We start from the raw sequence: 18,129 nt of genomic DNA, 5'->3' as shown, positions 1-18,129 counted from the left end.
TGCCGGCGGCGGGCGTATGTTCCTCTGCATGTCCATCGAACCGCCGGAATCGCCGGACACCGCTCCCGCCCCGGTGGCGCCGCGCCGGACGCGGTATCAGCCGCCGCCCCCGACCCTGTCGGGCCGCCCGAGCCGGGATTCGCTGCCGGATGCCCTGCTGCGCCGGGTCAAGCAGTTCTCGGGCCGGTTGTCGACCGAGGCGATCGCCTCGATGCAGGACGAGTTGCCGTTCTTCACCGACCTGGATGCCGAGCAGCGGGCCAGCGTGCAGATGATCGTGCAGCGGTCGGTGGTGAGTTTCCTCGAGTGGCTGACGGACTCGGACGCCGACATCCGGTTCAGCATCGACGCCTTCCAGGTGATCCCGCAGGATCTGGCGCGCCGGTTGACGCTGCGCCAGACCGTCGACATGGTGCGGGTCGCGATGGAATTCTTCGAGCAGCGGCTGCCGGCTCTCGCCCGCAACGACCGCCAGCTGGTGGCGCTGACCGAGGCGATCCTGCGGTACGGCCGCGAGCTGGGGTTCGCGGCGGCCGCGGTGTACGCGAGCGCCGCCGAGTCGCGTGGCGCGTGGGACACCCGGCTCGAGGCTCTGGTGGTGGACGCGGTGGTGCGCGGCGACACCGGGACCGATCTGCAGTCGCGGGCCGCGACACTGAACTGGAACGCGTCCGCCCCGGCGACGGTGATCGTCGGCACTCCCCCACCAGAGGAGAGTGTCGCGGTGGTCGGCACCGTCCACACGACGGCCCGTAAGCACGGGCGGGCGGCGCTGGCGGTGGTGCAGGGTGAGCGCCTGGTGATGGTGATCAGCGGCGAACTCGGCGGCAGCAAGAAGGCCCTCGAGTTCATGGCCGAGCTGATGGCCGGTTTCTCCGCCGGACCGGTCGTGATCGGTCCGACCATGCCGAGCCTGAGTGCCGCGCATTCGAGTGCGGTCGAGGCTCTGGCCGGGATGGACGCGGTCGCGGGCTGGCGCGGGGCGCCGCGTCCGGTGTCCGCCGCCGATCTGCTGCCCGAGCGGGCCCTGCTCGGCGACACCGCCGCGGTGGCCGATCTGAACGAACGCTTGATTCATCCTCTGGCGCTCGCGGGCACCGCGCTCGCCGAGACCCTCGACACCTACCTGGACTCCGGTGGCGCCGTCGAGGCGTGTGCCCGTCAGCTGTTTGTTCATCCAAATACGGTTCGGTACCGGCTGAAGCGAATTGCGGAGATCACCGGACGTGACCCGACGAACCCTCGGGACGCCTATGTGTTGCGCGTCGCAGCGACAGTCGGGCGACTTGGCCAAACACCTGTTCAAACATCGACTTCCGGCCCATCCGGCGCAAAGTTCACAATCCGGAGCGTCGGGACGTAACACGGAAGCCTTCGGATTCGATAGCCGGCGCCGACGTGGAATTTTGTGGGAAACCTACAAAACACGTGTCCAGGTTTCATTCCCGGCAACATCTCCCGTCACCACCGCAACGGTGTTCCCTGGAATGCGTGATTTCGTTGCTCGCCCCGGGTCAGGGCTCACAAACCCCCGGCATGCTCAGCCCATGGCTGGAGCTGCCGGGCGCACACGATCGCGTCGCACTGTGGTCGAAGGCCGCCGGCCTCGACCTGGTACGTCTGGGCACCACCGCCACGGCCGAGGAGATCACGGACACCGCCGTGACCCAGCCGCTCGTGGTGGCGTCCGCCCTCCTCGCCTACGAGGAGCTCGAGCGGCGGGGACTCGTCCCCGCCGACACCGTCGTCGCCGGCCATTCGGTCGGTGAACTCGCGGCCGCGGCCGTCGCCGGGGTCCTCTCCGCCGACGACGCGGTGCGGCTCGCCGCGATCCGCGGCGGCGAGATGGCCAAGGCGTGCGCGCTCGAACCCACCGGAATGTCCGCCGTCCTCGGCGGCGACGAGGCGGCCGTCCTCGCCCGCCTCGAGGAACTCGATCTCACCCCGGCCAACCGCAACGCGGTCGGGCAGATCGTCGCGGCCGGCCGGCTCGACGCGCTCGAGCAGCTCGCCGCGAACCCGCCGGAGAAGGCCCGCGTGCGGGCCCTGCCGGTGGCGGGCGCGTTCCACACCCGGTTCATGGCCCCGGCCCAGGACGCGGTCGCCGAGGCCGCGTCCCGGATCACGCCGCAGGATCCGGTCCGGACGTTGCTCTCCAACGCGGACGGCGCGCCGGTGACCTCCGGCGCGGACGCCCTGTCCAAGCTGGCCGCACAGGTGACCCGACCTGTGCGCTGGGATCTGTGCACCGCGAGCCTGCGGGACGCGCAGGTCACGGCGATCGCGGAACTCCCTCCCGCCGGCACCCTGATCGGGATCGCCAAGCGGGAGATGCGCGGCACACCGACCGTCGCGCTCAAGGAATCCGACAACCTTTCCGCACTCGCGGAATTCATCTGACGAAGAAGGGGACCACCCACGTGGCAACCAACCAGGAAGACATCATCTCCGGCCTCGCCGAGATCATCGAAGAGGTCACCGGCATCGAGCCGTCCGAGGTGACGATCGACAAGTCGTTCGTCGACGACCTGGACATCGACTCGCTGTCGATGGTCGAGATCGCGGTGCAGACCGAGGACAAGTACGGCGTGAAGATCCCGGACGAGGATCTGGCCGGGCTGCGCACCGTCGGCGATGCCGTCTCCTACATCCAGAAGCTCGAGGCCCAGGGCGGCGACGCTGCCGAGGCCGCCAAGGCCAAGCTCGACGCCGCGAAGAACGACAACGAGTAGGCCACCCGTGACTTCCGCTTCTACCCGAGGGAGCTTTCCCAACATCGTCGTCACGAGCCTCGCGGCCACGACGTCGGTGGCTGGTGATGTGGATGGCACATGGAAGGGCCTGCTGGCCGGTGAGAGCGGGATCGACGTTCTCCACGGCTCGTTCGTCGAGGAGTTCGATCTGCCGGTGCGTTTCGGTGGCCAGTTGAAGGTCCCGTTCGACGATGCACTGAGCCGGGTCGAGAGCCGTCGGATGAGTTTCGTGGAGCGGCTCGCTCTGGTGATGGGTCGGCAGGTCTGGCAGAACGCCGGCAGCCCCGAGGTCGACAAGGATCGCCTCGGGGTTGTCATCGGCACCGGGATCGGCGGCGGTGAGGCACTCATCGACGCGTCCGAGAAGCTCCGCAGCGGCGGCTACCGCAAGGTGTCGCCGTTCGCAGTCCAGATGGTGATGCCGAACGGTCCGTCGGCCACCGTGGGACTCGAGCTCGGCGCACGCGCCGGTGTCATCACGCCGGTGTCGGCGTGTTCGTCCGGGTCGGAGGCCATTGCGCATGCGTTCCGCATGATCGCGATGGGCGACGCGGACATCGTCGTCACGGGCGGCGTCGAGGGCAACATCGACGCCGTTCCGATCGCGAGCTTCGCCATGATGCGCGCGCTCAGTACCCGCAACGACGACCCGAAGGCGGCCTCGCGGCCCTTCGACAAGGACCGGGACGGCTTCGTCTTCGGTGAGGCCGGCGCCCTCATGGTCCTCGAGACCGAGGAGCATGCGAAGGCGCGCGGGGCGACGATCCATGCCCGCCTGCTGGGCGCCGGGATCACCTCGGACGGTTTCCACATCGTGGCGCCGGACCCGGCGGGGACCGGGGCGGCGCGCGCGATGACCCGGGCCATCGAGACCGCAGGTCTCACCAAGTCCGACATCAAGCACATCAACGCGCATGCGACTGCGACCCCGATCGGTGATCTCGCCGAGGCCGCCGCCATCACGGCCGCGGTCGGTACGCATGCCGCGGTGTATGCGCCGAAGTCGGCACTGGGCCACTCGATCGGCGCTGTCGGCGCGCTCGAGGCAGTGCTCACGGTCCTGAGTGTGCGTGAGGGCGTCATTCCCCCCACGCTCAATCTCGACAATCAGGATCCGGAGATCGATCTGGACGTCGTGAAGGGTGAACCCCGGTACGGCGACATCGATTTCGCGATCAACAATTCGTTCGGTTTCGGTGGGCACAACGTCGCGCTCGCTTTCGGCCGGGCATAACCGGCCCGACCCCACTTCGATCGCCGGGTGGGGACTCCGCACACGGGGTCCCCACCTACGAAATCTCGCCCCTGCGTGGGCTCTCGTTCAAGGAGAACACGATGACCGTCACGGCTCCCGCGACGCATTCCGAAGCAACCACCGATCCGCGCGACCCGCTCGCCCGGCTCGCGAATCTGTTCGACGCCGGCACCGTCACGCCGCTGCACGAGCGCGACAAGTCCGGTGTCCTCGCCGCTGCCGGTGAGATCGACGGCGTCCGCACCATCGCCTACTGCTCCGACGCCACCGTCATGGGTGGCGCAATGGGAGTCGACGGCTGCAAGCACATCGTCGCCGCCATCGACACCGCGATCGCCGAACAGGCGCCTGTCGTCGGCCTGTGGCATTCCGGTGGCGCCCGGCTCGCCGAAGGTGTCGAGGCCCTGCACGCCGTCGGCCTGGTCTTCGAGGCCATGGTCCGCGCGTCCGGTCTCGTCCCGCAGATCTCCGTCGTCCTCGGTTTCGCCGCCGGCGGCGCCGCATACGGGCCCGCCCTCACCGACGTCGTGATCATGGCGCCGGAGGGCCGCGTGTTCGTCACCGGCCCCGACGTGGTCAAGTCCGTCACCGGCGAGCAGGTCGACATGGCCACCCTCGGTGGCCCCGAGACGCACGGCAAGAAGTCCGGTGTCGCACACGTCATCGCCCGCGACGAGGACGACGCCTACCACCGCGCCCGCCGTCTGGTGTCGATGTTCTGCGAGCAGGGCACGTTCGACGTGGCCGCCGCCGAACGCGGCGACACCGATCTGCGGGCCCTGATGCCCGCGTCGGCCAAGCGCGCCTACGACGTGCGCCCGATCGTCCACGAGTTCCTGGACAACGTCGAGGGCGAGTCGAGCTTCGAGGAACTGCAGGCCGGGTGGGCCCGCAGCATCGTCACCGGTGTCGGTCGTCTCGGTGGCCGCACGGTCGGCGTCATCGCGAACAATCCGCTGCGCCTGGGCGGCTGCCTCAACTCGGAGAGCGCCGAGAAGTCGGCCCGCTTCGTGCGCCTGTGCGACGCGTTCGGTATTCCGCTGGTCGTCATCGTCGACGTTCCCGGCTACCTGCCCGGTGTGAGCATGGAATGGGAGGGTGTCGTGCGCCGCGGCGCGAAGCTGCTGCACGCGTTCGCCGAGGCGTCCGTCCCCCGCGTCACACTGGTGACCCGCAAGATCTACGGCGGCGCCTACATCGCGATGAACTCCCGTGCCCTCGGCGCGACCGCCGTGTACGCGTGGCCCGAGTCGGAGGTCGCGGTCATGGGCGCCAAGGCGGCCGTCGGCATCCTGCACAAGCGAGCCCTCGCGGCCGCCCCGGAGGAGGAGCGCGAGGCGCTGCACGAGCAGCTCGCCGCCGAGCACGAGGCCATCGCCGGTGGTGTCGGACGCGCCATCTCGATCGGTGTCGTCGACGAGACGATCGACCCGGCCAAGACCCGCAGCGTCATCACCGCGGCCCTCGCCGCGGCGCCCGCGGCCCGCGGCCGGCACAAGAACATTCCGCTGTAACGGGCCTGTTCTCCCGACCCCCGAGGGGCCGCCTCCACCGTCGTGTGGAGGCGGCCCCTCGTTCGTTCACCGACCGGACATGTTCCGGTCAGGTCCTTCGTCCACGATCCGCTGCACCAGTTGTGATCGCTCGAAGGAGAATTCGTGAACACTCGCCTCGCCGTCGTCGGTGTCGCCACCGCCCTGACCGTCGTCCTGACCGGATGCGGCCAGTCGACGGGCGACGTCGCCGCCGCACCGTCCGCGGACGCCACGACGTCGGCCACGACGTCGGCGAGTGTGGCCGCACCGGCGCCACGGCTGGCCTCGATCGACAATTTCCGCGATCTCGCCGGTCCGGACGGCGGCTACACCACCGTCGACGGGCGCCGCATCCGTGAGGGCGTCGTCTACCGGTCGAATGCCCTGACCACCACCGACGCGGACGCCGCGGTCCTGGACACGCTCGGTATCGCCCGGATCTTCGATCTGCGGACCACCGCGGAGATCGCGAAGGCCGCCGACCGGGTTCCCGCCGGCGCGGAGTACACGAACGTGAACATTCTCGGGGACGCCTCCAGCGGTGCGGTGACCTCGTCCGTCGACCTGTCCACCCCGGAGAGTGCCGCTGCCGTGCTCGTCGACGCCAACCGGCAGTTCGTGTCCAATCCGGCGATGCGCGCCCAGTTCGGCACCCTGCTGACGGAGATGGCGTCGACCGACGGCCCGCTGCTGTTCCACTGCACCGCCGGTAAGGATCGGGCGGGCTGGACCAGTGCGATGCTGCTGACGATCGCGGGGGTCGACGAGGCGACCGTGATGGAGAACTACCTGCTCACGAACGAGTATTCGCAGGCGTCGATCGAGGCGAAGGCCGCGCAGGTGTCGGCCGCGAAGGGCGCGCAGGCGGGCGAGGCGATGCGGGTCCTCATGGGTGTCTCCCCCGCATTCCTCACCGCCGGATTCGACGAGATCGACGCGCAGTTCGGCAGTGTCGACACCTACCTGTCCGAGGGTCTCGGCCTGTCCGCCGACACCCTCGCGGTGCTCCGCACGAAGCTGACGGTCTGATTTCTCGCCGGTGGGACCGCCGGTGATCAGCCGACGTCGCGGCGCAGCCAGGTGACGGCGGTGTCCCCGCCGCAGCGCAGCGGTTCGAGGGCGTCGTCCCACGCGGTCCCGAGGGTGTGTTCGAGAGCGGCGGCGACGCTGTCGGCGCCGCGGGTGAGCAGTGCGCGCAGTCGCATCTCCCCCACCACGACATCGCCGTTGGCGCTCGTGTTGCCCCGCCACAGGCCCAGTCCCGGGGCGTGGCTGAAGCGTTCACCGTCGACGCCGGCGCTGGGGTCCTCGGTGACCTCGAAGTACAGCAGCGGCCACGCCCGCAGCGCATCGGCGATCCGGGCGCCGGTGCCGACGGGGCTGTCCCAGTCGAGGGTTGCTCGCAGTGTGCCGTCGGCGGCCGGCTGCGGTGTCCAGTGCAGCTCGGGGCGGACGCCGAGGATCGACGTCAGTGCCCAGTCGATGTGCGGGCACAGGGCCGCGGGCGACGAGTGGACGTAGATCACTCCGGTCGTCGCATCCGCGAACTGGTTCAACGAGCGCACTGCTACACCTCCGACTTCGACGAGGGACGTCTTCCCCAACGGCCTCGTGCAGAGCTCAGAGTCCGGCGCACGCGGTATCGCGATATGTGATGTACGACACTGCAACACGCCGGTGATCAGTGTGCCCTGTGATGCACCTGTTACGCCAGTCGAAGCGCGAAATTGGTCGGTTTCGTCCGGTCAGCGTCGGGCGAGCTCGTCGAGTACGCCGTCGCCGAGCTCCGTCCACAACGGTTTGGCCCAGTCACCGAAGGCCCGATCGGTGAGGACGACGCACGCCGCGTCGATCTGCGGATCCACCCACAGGAAGGTGCCGGACTGACCGAAGTGCCCGTAGGTGGCCGGCGAGTTGCCGGTGCCGGTCCAGTGCGGATACTTGCCGTCGCGGATCTCGAAGCCGAGCCCCCAGTCGTTGGGGCGCTGCGACCCGTAGCCGGGGAGCAGTCCCGGAAGCCCCGGGAACTGGACACCGGTGGCATCGGCGTGGGTCTGCACCGAGATCAGGGTGGGCCGGAGCAGTTCGGCGGCGAACGCGGCCAGGTCGTCGAGGCTCGCCTGCGCACCGTGCCCGGCCGGGCCGACGAGGGCGGCGTCCCTCATGCCGAGGGGCACGAAGACGGCATCGGCGAGATAGTCGGCGAACGCGATACCCGTCTCGGCGGCGATGAGGTCGGCGAGGATCTCGAAACCGGCGCTCGAGTAGATGCGTTTGACGCCGGGCGCCGCCGCCGCGCCGCGGTCACCGAACGCGACCCCGGACGCGTGGGCGAGCAGGTGCCGCACCGTGGCGCCGGGCGGGCCGGCGGGCTGATCGAGTTCGATCGCCCCCTCCTCGACGGCGACGAGTGCGGCGTAGGCGCACAACAGTTTCGTCACCGACGCCAGCGGATACACCCGCCGCCGGTCCCCGACATGCGCAATGCCCCGGCCACCGTCGTAGACGACGGCGGCCGAGGCATTGTCCACCGGCCATTGCCCGATCCGATCGAGAATCTGCACCCGATCAGAGTACGAGGGGCCCGTGCGGGTCGATCTACCAGTCGGCCTCGGTGTAGCGGACGACGCCGCGCAGGTTCTTGCCGTCGAGCATGTCCTGGTAGCCCTCGTTGACCTGCTCGAGCGAGTAGGTGCGGGTGACCATGTCCTGGAGGTTGAGCAGGCCCGCCCGGTACAGGTTGAGCAGGTTCGGGATGTCGACGCGGGCGTTGCAGCCGCCGAAGATGTTGCCCTGCAGATCCTTCTGCAGCATCGCGAACAGGAACGAGTTGAGCTTGACGTCCATGTCGGCCATGTGGCCCATCGCGGTGACGACGCAGCGGCCGTTCTTCGCGGTCAGCGTCAGGGCCGGGTCGATGTACTCGCCGCGCATCTCACCGACGGTGATGATCGTCGTCTGACACATGCGGCCCCACGTGATCTCCATGATCGGGACGATCGCCTCCTCCATGGAGGCGAAGGCGTGGGTGGCACCGAACTTGAGGGCCTGCTCGCGCTTGAACTCCACCGGGTCGATCGCGAACACGTGGCGGGCACCGGAGGCGACCGCACCCTGCAGTGCGCTCAGGCCGACGCCACCGATGCCGATGATCGCGACCGAGTCACCGGGCTTGATGTCGGCGACGTGGGTGGCCGAACCCCAACCGGTCGGGACACCGCAGCCGACGAGGGCCGCGAGCTCGAACGGGATGTCCTTGTCGATCTTGACGACCTGGGACTCGTGGACCGTCATGTACGGCGAGAACGTGCCGAGCAGGCACATCGGGATGACGTTCTCCCCGCGGGCCTGGATGCGGTAGGTGCCGTCGGAGATGGCCTGTCCGCTGAGCAGCCCCATGCCGAGGTCGCACAGGTTGGAGTGGCCTTCGGAACACGACGGACAGCGGCCGCACGCCGGGATGAACGAGAGCACGACGTGGTCGCCCACCTCGACGCCCGTGACGCCCGCGCCGACCTTGATGATGACGCCGGAGCCCTCGTGGCCACCCATGGCCGGGTAGGACGGCATCGGGGTCGCACCGGTGACGATGTGGTGGTCGGAGTGGCACATGCCCGCGGCTTCCATGCGGATCTGCACCTCACCGGCGACCGGATCACCGAGCTCGATCTCCTCGACCGACCACTTCTCGTTCACGCCCCACAACAACGCGCCCTTGGTCTTCATGACAACCGCCCTTCCCTGGCTTACTTCCGGTTGGCTGTGACGATAACCACAAATCTACGAAATTGGAACCTGTTCTAGGTGCCGAGTAGTCAAACGACCCATCCAACGGGAGATTTACACAGGTCGAGGGGATGTAACGCGCCGAAAGTCGGGTCGGCCGGTGAGCGTTCACGTCCCGGACGACGGCCGTTCTCCTACTGGACGGGTGTCCGACACAGGGCCGGGGTGCGATCGAGCGGCCCGCACCGCCCCACCCCCGAGGAGCCTCCCCGTGACCGTTCTCCGCCGCGCCGCCTCGACTGCGCTCACCGCCCTCGTCGCCGGAACCGTCGCCGCCGGAGCCGCGTCCACGAGTTCCGCCGCTCCTGCACCGCCGTCGTGCGGCGTCACGTCCGCGGCCGGGTCGCTCGATCTCGGTTCACTCGGTGCCGGTTCGCCCTATCGGTGTGCCGAGGCGGGCGATCTGCTGGACGTGCGGATCGGGGACGTGCACGCGACGCAGTCGTCCGTCGGGTACGACGAGGTCTATTACAAGCTGGGCCGCTACACGCTCGGCAAGGATGCGATCGACAAGCGGTTCGACGACTGGTGCGAGGCGAACGGTCAGGGTGAGGCGGCGTCGGCCCGACCCGATGCGGTCCTGTCGGATCCGTCGTCGTTCGCGTGCACGATCCCGCTGGGCGCCGAGACGGACGCGTCGGTCGCGGCGATGAAGACGGTGGTGATCGGTCCCGGTGGCCGGCCGTATCTCACGGACGGCCATCACACGCTCACGGCGCTGTACGAGGTGCCGGACGGCGGCCCGGACCTGCATGTGCGCCTGCGGGTGGTCGACAATATCGCGGGCCTGTCCGACGCCGACTTCTGGGCGACGATGAAGCGGAACAAGTGGGTGTGGGATCGGGACGTCGACGGCGATCCCGTTGCGGTGGAAGCACTCCCGGACGGTGTGGGGCTCGCGAAGTTCGCCGACGACCCGTACCGGAGCCTGCTGTACTTCGCCCGCGACATCGGGTTCGCGTCGGGCACGGTCCCGTTCCAGGAGTTCTACTGGGGTGCGTGGCTGCGCGACGCGTCGGGCGTCGACCTGACCGGCTGGGACCGCACCGACGCCGCGAGCTATCTCGCGGCGATCGAGAAGGTGTCCCGGGCGCAGACGACGCTGGCCGGGAACACCGTCGTCGAGGCCGGGTTCACCGCCATCGACCTCGGTGTCCTGGGCGAGTGGAACGACGGCAAGGCCCCCGGCAAGGGCGAGTTCGGGAAACTGTCCCGGCCGTACAGCGACGACAAGCCCGGCAAGATCGCCTACGCCCTGGAGTACCTGCGGGGACGGTGATGCGGCGGGCTACCGCGCCGGCACCCACGCCTCACCGTCGGGCCCGTGGTCGAGTCGCCACTCCCGGCGCGGACTGTCCGTCTCGGTGACGACGTCGGTGAGCCAGATCGTGCGGCCCGGATCCCAGCCGGCGATGACCGTGGCGGTGTCGGCGTCGACCGGGAGCGCGCGGGTCGCGCCGCTCAGATAGGCCAGGGGTGTGAGATGCACGGCGTCCCACTCGGTGGCGACGCGCTCCCAGTCCGGGATCACCCAGCGTCCGCTCCGGCCGGTGGCGCGGAACCAGTCCGGCCCGCGGGACGCGGTCACCTCGAGCGGGTAGGTGCGGCACAGGACGATCCAATCGTCCGGGGAGCGCACCTCGAACGTCCGACCCGATCCGCGGACCGGGATCGTCGTCGCCCCCTCCCACCCGAAACCGTCCTCGACGAGGTTCAACGTCTCCGGCAGGTGTCCGACAGTGGTGACGAGTCCGAGCGGCATCGACCACCAGTGCCCGGTATCGAAAGCATGGGGGTTGTGGGCCGCGTGTTCCTCCTCGACGCGGGTGTCCCGCGCCCACTGCTGCAGGGTGTGCTGCGGATTCGTCGGCAGCGGCGGCCAGGTGCGGTCGGCGTGCCAGGCGATCGCCCACTGTTCGGGACGACGCGACTCGGTGAACCAGTCGGTGGACGGGGACGCCGTCACGTGTTCGGCGACGCCTCGGAGCGCCGTCCGGAGAAGTGGTTCGGCCGCGAGCACATCGGTCCCGTCCGGTTCTTGCCAGTACATCGCGGAATCCACTGCGCGCCCCAGCGCGGCCTGGATCCGGGCGGGCGTAAGGCGCGTGAGGTCGAGGGCGTCGATGGCCGCGGCGAGGTGTTTCAGATCGGAAACAGGGAAGCTCGTCGCGAGTTCCAGGCACAGCCGTCGGCCGCGGGGCCCGGCCAGGATCGCGTCGGCCGGGGTGGTCACCATCCGGTGGCCGCGGTGCCGTCCCAGGCCGGGTCGGACAGCAGTTCGGGTGTGGGGCCGGTGAAGGCGCGGGCGGCGTCGGTGTCGCCGGTGAGGGTGAACCGCAGCCACGCGGTGAGGTAGCCGCGGAAGCCGCCGCCGTCGGACGGCCAGTTGTGGCCCACTCCGAGGAGCCGTCCGCGGGCGGCGGGTCCGGGGCTGATCGCGTGGTAGGCGGCCTGTGGGATCGCGGTCGAGACGGGGTCGTCGGCGCCGGTCAGGTAGAAGACGGGGCCGGTCAGCCGGGTCACGTCGATCACGTCGACGGGCCGGGACGCCCACCACGGGTCGGGCAGGTCGAGGACGGCGGTGGAGGCGATGAGACCGCCGGAGTTCGTGCTGGCGTTGATCGCTCCCCCTGCGCCCTGCGAATGCCCGACCGCGGCGATGTGGTCGACGTCGATGCGGTTGTGGAAGATGCTGGCGGGGTTGCCGTTCCGGGCGACGACGTCGCGGGCCGCGGCGAGGATCTCGGTGCCGTCGCCGGTGACACTGCTGTCGGCGACCACCACGACGAACCCCCACGACGCGAAGTGCCGCAGCAATCCCTCGTACTGCTCGTACGTCGCGTAACTGCCGTTGCCGAACGTGACCACCGGGAACCGGTCGGAGCCGGTCGCGATGTCGGCGGGATAGAACAGCTGGTATCCGGGGATCTCGACGAACTCGACGGCATGGGAGCCGGGGGCGGCGTAGCGGTCGCTGACGGACTGGTGTTCTTGTGGCGCCGTGTTCGCCGTCTCGGGTACCGAGGCGAACGCGGGCACCGCCGCTGTCGTCGGCACCGCGAGCACGGCCGCGAGCAGCAGTATCCGGGCAGAGCGGGTGGCGGGTCGCAGTCGCAGCGTCACGATCGGATCGTAGCCAGGATCGACCGAAATGTCGGGCGGCGACACGTGACGGTGGGGCGGGCGGGGCTCGAACCCGCGACCAATGGATTATGAGTCCACGGCTCTAACCGACTGAGCTACCGCCCCGTGGCGCGTGGTGCTCGCGCCGCCGTCGGAATCGTACCGTCCGCACGTGTCTGTTTCGGTGGTCGGGGTGGTGTGGGTCGCACTGTCTCGTGTTTTGTCGGTGGGTGCGGGGAGACTCGTCGGCATGGTGGGCGAGCATTCGGCTCTCCGCAAGAGTCGAAGGACCGTAGATGAGTGACTGGACGACCCGACCGATCTGTGCGTTCGATCTGGAAACGACGGGCCGCGATCCGCTTTCGGCGCGGATCGTGACGGCATGTGTCGTCACGGTCGACGACGGGGTGCCGTCCACCCGGAATTGGATTCTCGATCCGGGTGTCGCCATTCCGGAGGATGCGATTGCCATTCACGGCATTTCCACGAGCTATGCGCGGGAGCACGGCCGTGACTATGTCGAGGGGTACACCGAGATCCGGGCAGCCCTCACCGACGCCTGGAATGCCGGGTACGCCGTCGTCGCGTTCAATGCGGCCTACGACCTGACGGTGCTCGACGCGGAGGCCCGCCGGCTCGGGCTGCCGCCGCTCGACGACTACGGTCTCGTCGTCGACCCGTACGTCATCGACCGGGAGATGGACCGGTACCGCCGCGGCAAGCGGACCCTCGGGGCGCTGTGCGAGCACTACGGTGTCGATCTCGGGGCCGCCCACGAGGCGCAGGCCGACGCGCTGGCCGCCGCGGAACTGGCCCGGCTGCTCCCCCGGCGTTTCCCGCAGCTTGCGCAGCTCGACGACGTGATGGCCAGCCAGGCCGCGTGGCATGCCGAACGGCAACGCGATCTGCTCGAGTATCTGCGCCGTCAGGGCCGGGACACCTCGGACGTCGACGGACGCTGGCCGATCCGCACGGCCGCCTGAGCGGCAGGACCGGACCCCGGAAACGAGAAAGGACCCCCACCCGGAACGGGTGGGGGTCCTTCTCCGAGCTCCCCCGGCTGGACTCGAACCAGCAACCCTTCGATTAACAGTCGAATGCTCTGCCAATTGAGCTACAGGGGATTACCTTGGCGGCACTGCCGTTTCCGGCGGCGCCTGAGAAACTGTAGCCCATACCCCCACCCAAGTACCAAATCGCCTGAACAGCGGCCGGTCGTGCAGGATGGGAGCAGGCTCTTCGAGAAGGAGGAATCCGGAAATGATGCGGTTGTTGGTGGGCGTCGCTGCGGGCTACGTCCTGGGCACCCGGGCGGGGCGGGCCCGGTACGAGCAGATCAGCAAGGCCGCGAAGGCGGTGGCCACCAGCCCTGCCACGAAGAAGGCCATCGAGGTGGGCCGGCAGAAACTGTCGGACACCCTCAGCACGCAGCCGCGGCTCGAGCCGATGAAACCGATCGACGAGAAGACCACGATCCTGGTTCCGCAGGATCGGCTCCGGAAGAACTGACCGGCAGCCCGGCGGGCGGTCAGGCGATGCCCGCGCCGCTGGTGTCGCCGATCGCCTGATCGCGCAGGCTGCGTCGGTACTGTTCGAGCGCCATGAGGTCACCGAACAGCGAATAGTATTCGTCGGCGTTGGCCTCCACCGAGATGCGCGACAACTTCGACTTCAGTTCGGCGACCTGCTCCCCCACCCACACCTCCTGGAGGCGCGCGAGCACGCCACGGATGTAGCGGGGTGCGGTCTCGTCGTCGGCGGGCAGCGGATCGACCGCGAGTTCCATCACCAGCGACTGCACGACGAGGTCACCGGCGTTGCGGCCGACGGCGTCGACCCATTCGGCGCCGCCGAGTCCCGCGGACGTGCCACCGGCCGCGGCTACCGCGGCCCGCACCGCGGAGTATGCGGGATGCGTGAACGTCTCCGCCGGAAGCGAATCGAACACGGTGCCGGCGATCGCCGGGTACTGCAGTGCGGCCTTGAGTGCGTCGCGTTGCGGCCACAGCGTCGGATCGTTGGGGCGTGGCCGCGGCACTCCCGGCGGCGGGGCGTCGGGTGACGGTTCCCCGGTCGGACGACGTTTGACGGGGGCACCGGTTCCGCCGCGCGCGAACTTGCGGGCCTCTTCCTTGACCCTGCGGCGCACGGCCGGGATGTCGTCCCAGCCGACCCAGCCGGACAACTGGACGGCGTAGCCGTCGCGCAGCGTCGACTCCTTGATCCGGGCCACCACCGGGACAGCCCGGCGCAATGCTTCCACCCGCCCCTCAGCGGTGTTCAGATCATGTTCCGCGAGAATCGATTTGACGACGAACTCGAACAGCGGGGTGCGCCGGGCGACCAGATCACGCACCGCGGCGTCACCGGACTGCTGACGCAGCTCGCACGGGTCCATGCCGTCGGGGGCGATCGCGACGTACGTCTTGCCGGCGAGTTTCTGGTCGCCCTCGAACGCCTTCATCGCGGCGGCCTGCCCGGCGGCATCGCCGTCGAACGTGTAGATGACCTCGCCGCGGAAGTAGCTGTCGTCCATGAGGAGCCGGCGCAGCATCGCGAGGTGTTCGTCACCGAACGCGGTGCCGCACGACGCGACCGCCGTCTTCACCCCGGCCAGGTGCATGGCCATGACGTCGGTGTAGCCCTCGACGACGACCGCCTGGTGCCCCTTGGCGATGTCCCGCTTGGCCAGGTCGAGGCCGAACAGCACCTGCGACTTCTTGTACAGGATCGTCTCGGGCGTGTTGACGTACTTGCCGGGCATGGTGTCGTCGTCGAACAGTTTGCGGGCGCCGAAACCGATGACGTCGCCCGAAAGGTTGCGGATCGGCCACAGCAGCCGGCGGTGGAAGCGGTCGATCGGGCCGCGTCGGCCCTCCTTCGACAGGCCGGCCGCCTCGAGTTCCTTGGCGTCGAACCCCTTCGCCATCAAATGCTTGGTGAGGGTGTCCCAGCCGGCGGGCGCGTACCCGCAGCCGAACTGCGCGGCGGCGGCCGCGTCGAAGTTCCGTTCGGTCAGATAGTCGCGGGCGGCCTGCGCCTCCGGTTCCGTCAACCGGGCGGCATAGAACTCCTGCGCGGCCGCGTTCGCAGCGACCAACCGGGCCCGGGTGCCGCGATCCTTCTGCACGGACGGGCCGCCGCCCTCGTACGAGATCTGGTAGCCGGCCCGGTCCGCGAGTTGCTCGACGGCCTCGACGAAGCTGACGTGCTCGATCTTCTGCAGGAACGAGTAGACGTCGCCGCCCTCGCCGCAGCCGAAGCAGTGGTAGTGCCCGTGGTTGGGGCGGACGTGGAACGACGGCGACTTCTCGTCGTGGAACGGGCACAGCCCCTTCATGGAGTCGCCGCCCGCACGTTTGAGCGAGACGTACTCGCCGACGACGTCCTCGATGCGCGTGCGGTCGCGGACGGCCGCGATGTCTCTGTCAGGAATTCGGCCGGCCACGGAGCCAGTTTATTCTCATCGTCGAGTCGTCGGCGACCGGCCGCGTGTCCGGACCGACGGGACGATCCACGCGAGGGGGAGACGACGATGAGTGGGATTGTGAGACGACCGGCCGTACGCACCGCGTTGCTGCCGCTGGCGGTGATCGCGGCCGCAGTCGCCGCCACCGGGTGTTCCGCCCTGGACCGCACCGAGTCCGGTGTCGCCGTCGGCGTGTCCGGAGCCGAAACGACGACCGCGACGGCCTCCATCTCGGAGTCCGCGGCAGCAGCGACCCCGACGACACGTGAACCCGACCCCCTGTCCAAGCCGCCCCTTCCGGGCGAGTCGTGCGGCACGACCGCCTATCCGCAGACCGGCAGTGTCGTCGACATCTTCGTCGAGAAGGGCACCACCATCACCTGTGCGGGCGCGTACGCCGTGTTCGGCCGGTACCTCCACGACCCTGCCCTCGAGCACGGTGGCAACACCTGGTTCGCGTCGTTCGACGGGTGGGGCTGTTCCAGTCCGACGGCCGCGAGAGCCCAGGCGACCGGGAATTCCGGGGTGTGCGAAACCGCCGACGGGCAACTCCGGATCGTCGCCCGCCCCGCGGCCGGGCCCGTCCCCGGTGTGCCCGCCACCGTCGCCGGTGATCTCGGACTGTCGACACCCATGACCGTGCCCGCGTGCGACGGGACCGGGATCGTCGTCCTCGCCAACGCCACCGACCCGGCGTCGTACCGCACCGAGATCCAGCGGTATCTGACGACGTATCCCGGGGCGAGCTACCTCCGCACGGACCGGTCGTGCCCGTCGCTGCGGCAGGCGAGCGACTCGGGCGATCCGATCTACACCGTCTACCGCGAGGCGGGCCGAACGACGTCGGAGGTGTGTGCAGCGGTACGAGCGGCCGGTGGCGACGCCTACGGCAAACGACTCGACGGCACATCCGATCCCTCGACCTGGATCACGTGCTGACCTACCCCCAGCTGGCCTGGGCGCCGAGGGACTGCTTGTCGATCCGTTCGAGCCGGCTTTCCGTGCACGACGCGATCTGGTCGACGACCACCCGGATGCGGGCGGCGTCGTCGGCGGCGGCGGTCCAGTCGGGCAGGAACAGGGGGTCGAGCCCGGCGGGCGCGGTCCGCAGCAGCCAGTGCGCGACCCGGTGGACGCGGTCGCGTTGCCGGTCCTGGCGGGCGCGGTGACCGGCGTCGGACATCACGTAGTGCAGAGCGACGGTCTTGAGGAGGGCCACCTCGGCGGCCACGATCGGCGGCACCTCGAGGTCGGCCCGGTAGCGGGTGAGCGGTCCGGGTCCGGCGAGTTCGCGGGTGCCGGCGACGGCGGCGGACGCGAACCGGCCGACGAGTTCGCTGGTGAGGTTCTTCAACGCGACGGCGCTGGTGAGGGTGCCGTCGTAGTCGTGGGCGGTCGCCACCACCGGGAGCCGGGACAGCCGGGTGGCGGCGTCGACGAGTTCGTCGACGACGAGTCCGGGGAACCGGCGGGCGCCGAGTTCGGCGAGGGCCCGCACCTCGGTGGGGTCGCCGAGGGCACGTAGGTCGATGCGGCCGGCGATCACCCCGTCCTCGACGTCGTGGACCGAGTAGGCGACGTCGTCGGCCCAGTCCATGACCTGTGCTTCCATGCATTTGCGGCCGTCGGGGGCGCCGTCGCGCACCCAGGCGAGGACGTCGGCGTCGTCGTCGTAGGCGCCGAACTTGGCGCCCGGCGCGGGCCGTGTCCACGGATATTTGATCGCGGCGTCGAGCGATGCCCGGGTCAGATTCAGTCCGACGCTGCGGCCGTCGGCGTCGAGGATCTTCGGTTCCAGGCTGGTGAGGATCCGCAGGTTCTGGGCGTTGCCCTCGAAGCCGCCGCACGGTGCGGCGACCTCGTCGAGGGCCTTCTCCCCGTTGTGCCCGTACGGGGGGTGCCCGATGTCGTGGGCAAGTCCGGCGAGGTCGACGAGATCCGGGTCCAGTCCGAGCCCCTCGGCGATACCGCGGCCGATCTGGGCGACCTCGATCGAATGGGTCAACCGGGTGCGGGGCGTGTCCCCGTCCCGCGGCCCGACGACCTGCGTCTTGTCGGCGAGTCGGCGCAGCGCCGCCGAATGCTGGACGCGGGCGCGGTCCCGGGCGAACGCGGTCCGGTGCTGCACCGACTCCGCGGACGGCACCAGACCCGCGGTCTTCGGCGCCTCCGACACCCGACGCTCCAGGTCGTGCCCGGTGTACATCG

Annotated in this window: 17 protein-coding genes and 2 tRNA genes; 10 read left to right on the top strand and 9 right to left on the bottom strand. The window is 69.6% G+C overall.

Features of this window, described 5'->3' with window-relative positions; translation table 11 throughout:
- Positions 1–28: 28 nt before the first annotated feature.
- The 6 genes from E0497_RS05220 to E0497_RS05195 all read left to right on the top strand — a co-directional run bounded on the left by E0497_RS05220 (position 29) and on the right by E0497_RS05195 (position 6,572).
- Complete coding sequence (locus E0497_RS05220; protein ID WP_137723721.1) at positions 29–1,363, top strand: PucR family transcriptional regulator; 1,335 nt, start codon at positions 29–31, stop codon at positions 1,361–1,363.
- A 128-nt stretch (positions 1,364–1,491) separates the two neighbouring features.
- Positions 1,492–2,400, top strand: a complete 909-nt coding sequence (locus E0497_RS05215) for an ACP S-malonyltransferase (protein WP_137723720.1) — start codon at positions 1,492–1,494, stop codon at positions 2,398–2,400.
- Between the two features lie 20 nt (positions 2,401–2,420).
- Positions 2,421–2,732, top strand: coding sequence for a meromycolate extension acyl carrier protein AcpM (acpM, locus tag E0497_RS05210; RefSeq protein ID WP_137723719.1), 312 nt, complete (start codon positions 2,421–2,423; stop codon positions 2,730–2,732).
- Between the two features lie 7 nt (positions 2,733–2,739).
- A complete protein-coding gene (locus E0497_RS05205) occupies positions 2,740–3,987 on the top strand; it encodes a KasA/KasB family beta-ketoacyl-ACP synthase (protein ID WP_137723718.1) in 1,248 nt (415 codons plus the stop codon).
- Positions 3,988–4,088: 101 nt separating this feature from the next.
- Positions 4,089–5,522, top strand: a complete 1,434-nt coding sequence (locus tag E0497_RS05200; protein WP_137723717.1) for an acyl-CoA carboxylase subunit beta — start codon at positions 4,089–4,091, stop codon at positions 5,520–5,522.
- A gap of 144 nt (positions 5,523–5,666) precedes the next feature.
- Entirely contained in the window at positions 5,667–6,572 is a 906-nt protein-coding gene (locus tag E0497_RS05195; protein WP_137723716.1) for a tyrosine-protein phosphatase, read from the top strand.
- A gap of 26 nt (positions 6,573–6,598) precedes the next feature.
- On the opposite strand, the gene E0497_RS05190 is transcribed toward E0497_RS05195, so the two are convergent.
- From E0497_RS05190 to E0497_RS05180, 3 genes are all read right to left on the bottom strand, one after another.
- A complete protein-coding gene (locus tag E0497_RS05190; protein WP_137723715.1) occupies positions 6,599–7,108 on the bottom strand; it encodes a DUF3145 domain-containing protein in 510 nt (169 codons plus the stop codon).
- A 180-nt stretch (positions 7,109–7,288) separates the two neighbouring features.
- A complete protein-coding gene (locus E0497_RS05185) occupies positions 7,289–8,107 on the bottom strand; it encodes a serine hydrolase domain-containing protein (RefSeq protein WP_137723714.1) in 819 nt (272 codons plus the stop codon).
- A 34-nt stretch (positions 8,108–8,141) separates the two neighbouring features.
- On the bottom strand, positions 8,142–9,269 hold the full coding sequence (locus E0497_RS05180) for an NDMA-dependent alcohol dehydrogenase (RefSeq protein WP_137723713.1): 1,128 nt from the start codon (positions 9,267–9,269) through the stop codon (positions 8,142–8,144).
- A gap of 271 nt (positions 9,270–9,540) precedes the next feature.
- On the opposite strand from E0497_RS05180, the gene E0497_RS05175 reads away from it, so the two are divergent.
- Positions 9,541–10,608: a ParB/Srx family N-terminal domain-containing protein gene (locus tag E0497_RS05175; protein ID WP_137723712.1), complete on the top strand. Its 1,068-nt coding sequence runs from the start codon at positions 9,541–9,543 to the stop codon at positions 10,606–10,608.
- Between the two features lie 9 nt (positions 10,609–10,617).
- Here the strand turns inward: E0497_RS05175 and E0497_RS05170 are convergent, their stop codons facing one another.
- From E0497_RS05170 to E0497_RS05160, 3 genes are all read right to left on the bottom strand, one after another.
- The gene (locus E0497_RS05170; protein ID WP_137723711.1) at positions 10,618–11,565 is read right to left on the bottom strand and encodes a hypothetical protein; all 948 of its coding nucleotides are present in this window, start codon (positions 11,563–11,565) and stop codon (positions 10,618–10,620) included.
- On the bottom strand, positions 11,559–12,452 hold the full coding sequence (locus E0497_RS05165) for a poly(ethylene terephthalate) hydrolase family protein (protein ID WP_241665712.1): 894 nt from the start codon (positions 12,450–12,452) through the stop codon (positions 11,559–11,561). The genes E0497_RS05170 and E0497_RS05165 overlap by 7 nt, the downstream gene beginning before the upstream one ends.
- Before the next feature lie 52 nt (positions 12,453–12,504).
- Positions 12,505–12,578, bottom strand: a tRNA-Ile gene (locus tag E0497_RS05160).
- Between the two features lie 170 nt (positions 12,579–12,748).
- Between E0497_RS05160 and E0497_RS05155 the strand changes: the two genes are divergently transcribed.
- The gene (locus E0497_RS05155; RefSeq protein ID WP_137723710.1) at positions 12,749–13,435 is read left to right on the top strand and encodes a 3'-5' exonuclease; all 687 of its coding nucleotides are present in this window, start codon (positions 12,749–12,751) and stop codon (positions 13,433–13,435) included.
- A 68-nt stretch (positions 13,436–13,503) separates the two neighbouring features.
- Here the strand turns inward: E0497_RS05155 and E0497_RS05150 are convergent.
- Positions 13,504–13,576, bottom strand: a tRNA-Asn gene (locus E0497_RS05150).
- Positions 13,577–13,712: 136 nt separating this feature from the next.
- Between E0497_RS05150 and E0497_RS05145 the strand changes: the two genes are divergently transcribed.
- Positions 13,713–13,961 carry a hypothetical protein gene (locus E0497_RS05145; RefSeq protein ID WP_137723709.1) on the top strand — a complete coding sequence of 83 codons (249 nt, stop codon included), beginning with the start codon at positions 13,713–13,715 and terminating at the stop codon, positions 13,959–13,961.
- Between the two features lie 19 nt (positions 13,962–13,980).
- On the opposite strand, the gene dnaG is transcribed toward E0497_RS05145, so the two are convergent.
- Complete coding sequence (dnaG, locus tag E0497_RS05140) at positions 13,981–15,900, bottom strand: DNA primase (RefSeq protein ID WP_137723708.1); 1,920 nt, start codon at positions 15,898–15,900, stop codon at positions 13,981–13,983.
- Between the two features lie 87 nt (positions 15,901–15,987).
- Here dnaG and E0497_RS05135 point away from each other — a divergent pair, with 87 nt between their 5' ends.
- Complete coding sequence (locus E0497_RS05135) at positions 15,988–16,860, top strand: hypothetical protein (protein WP_137723707.1); 873 nt, start codon at positions 15,988–15,990, stop codon at positions 16,858–16,860.
- A gap of 1 nt (position 16,861) precedes the next feature.
- On the opposite strand, the gene E0497_RS05130 is transcribed toward E0497_RS05135, so the two are convergent.
- Positions 16,862–18,127 carry a deoxyguanosinetriphosphate triphosphohydrolase gene (locus tag E0497_RS05130; protein WP_137723849.1) on the bottom strand — a complete coding sequence of 422 codons (1,266 nt, stop codon included), beginning with the start codon at positions 18,125–18,127 and terminating at the stop codon, positions 16,862–16,864.
- Between the last annotated feature and the right edge of the window lie 2 nt (positions 18,128–18,129).

It is taken from the genome of Prescottella subtropica (genome assembly GCF_005434945.1).
In the GTDB taxonomy this organism is placed as follows: Bacteria; Actinomycetota; Actinomycetes; order Mycobacteriales; family Mycobacteriaceae; genus Prescottella; species Prescottella subtropica.
Note: the sequence above shows the minus strand (reverse complement) of the source record. Positions and strands in the feature narration are given on the sequence as shown.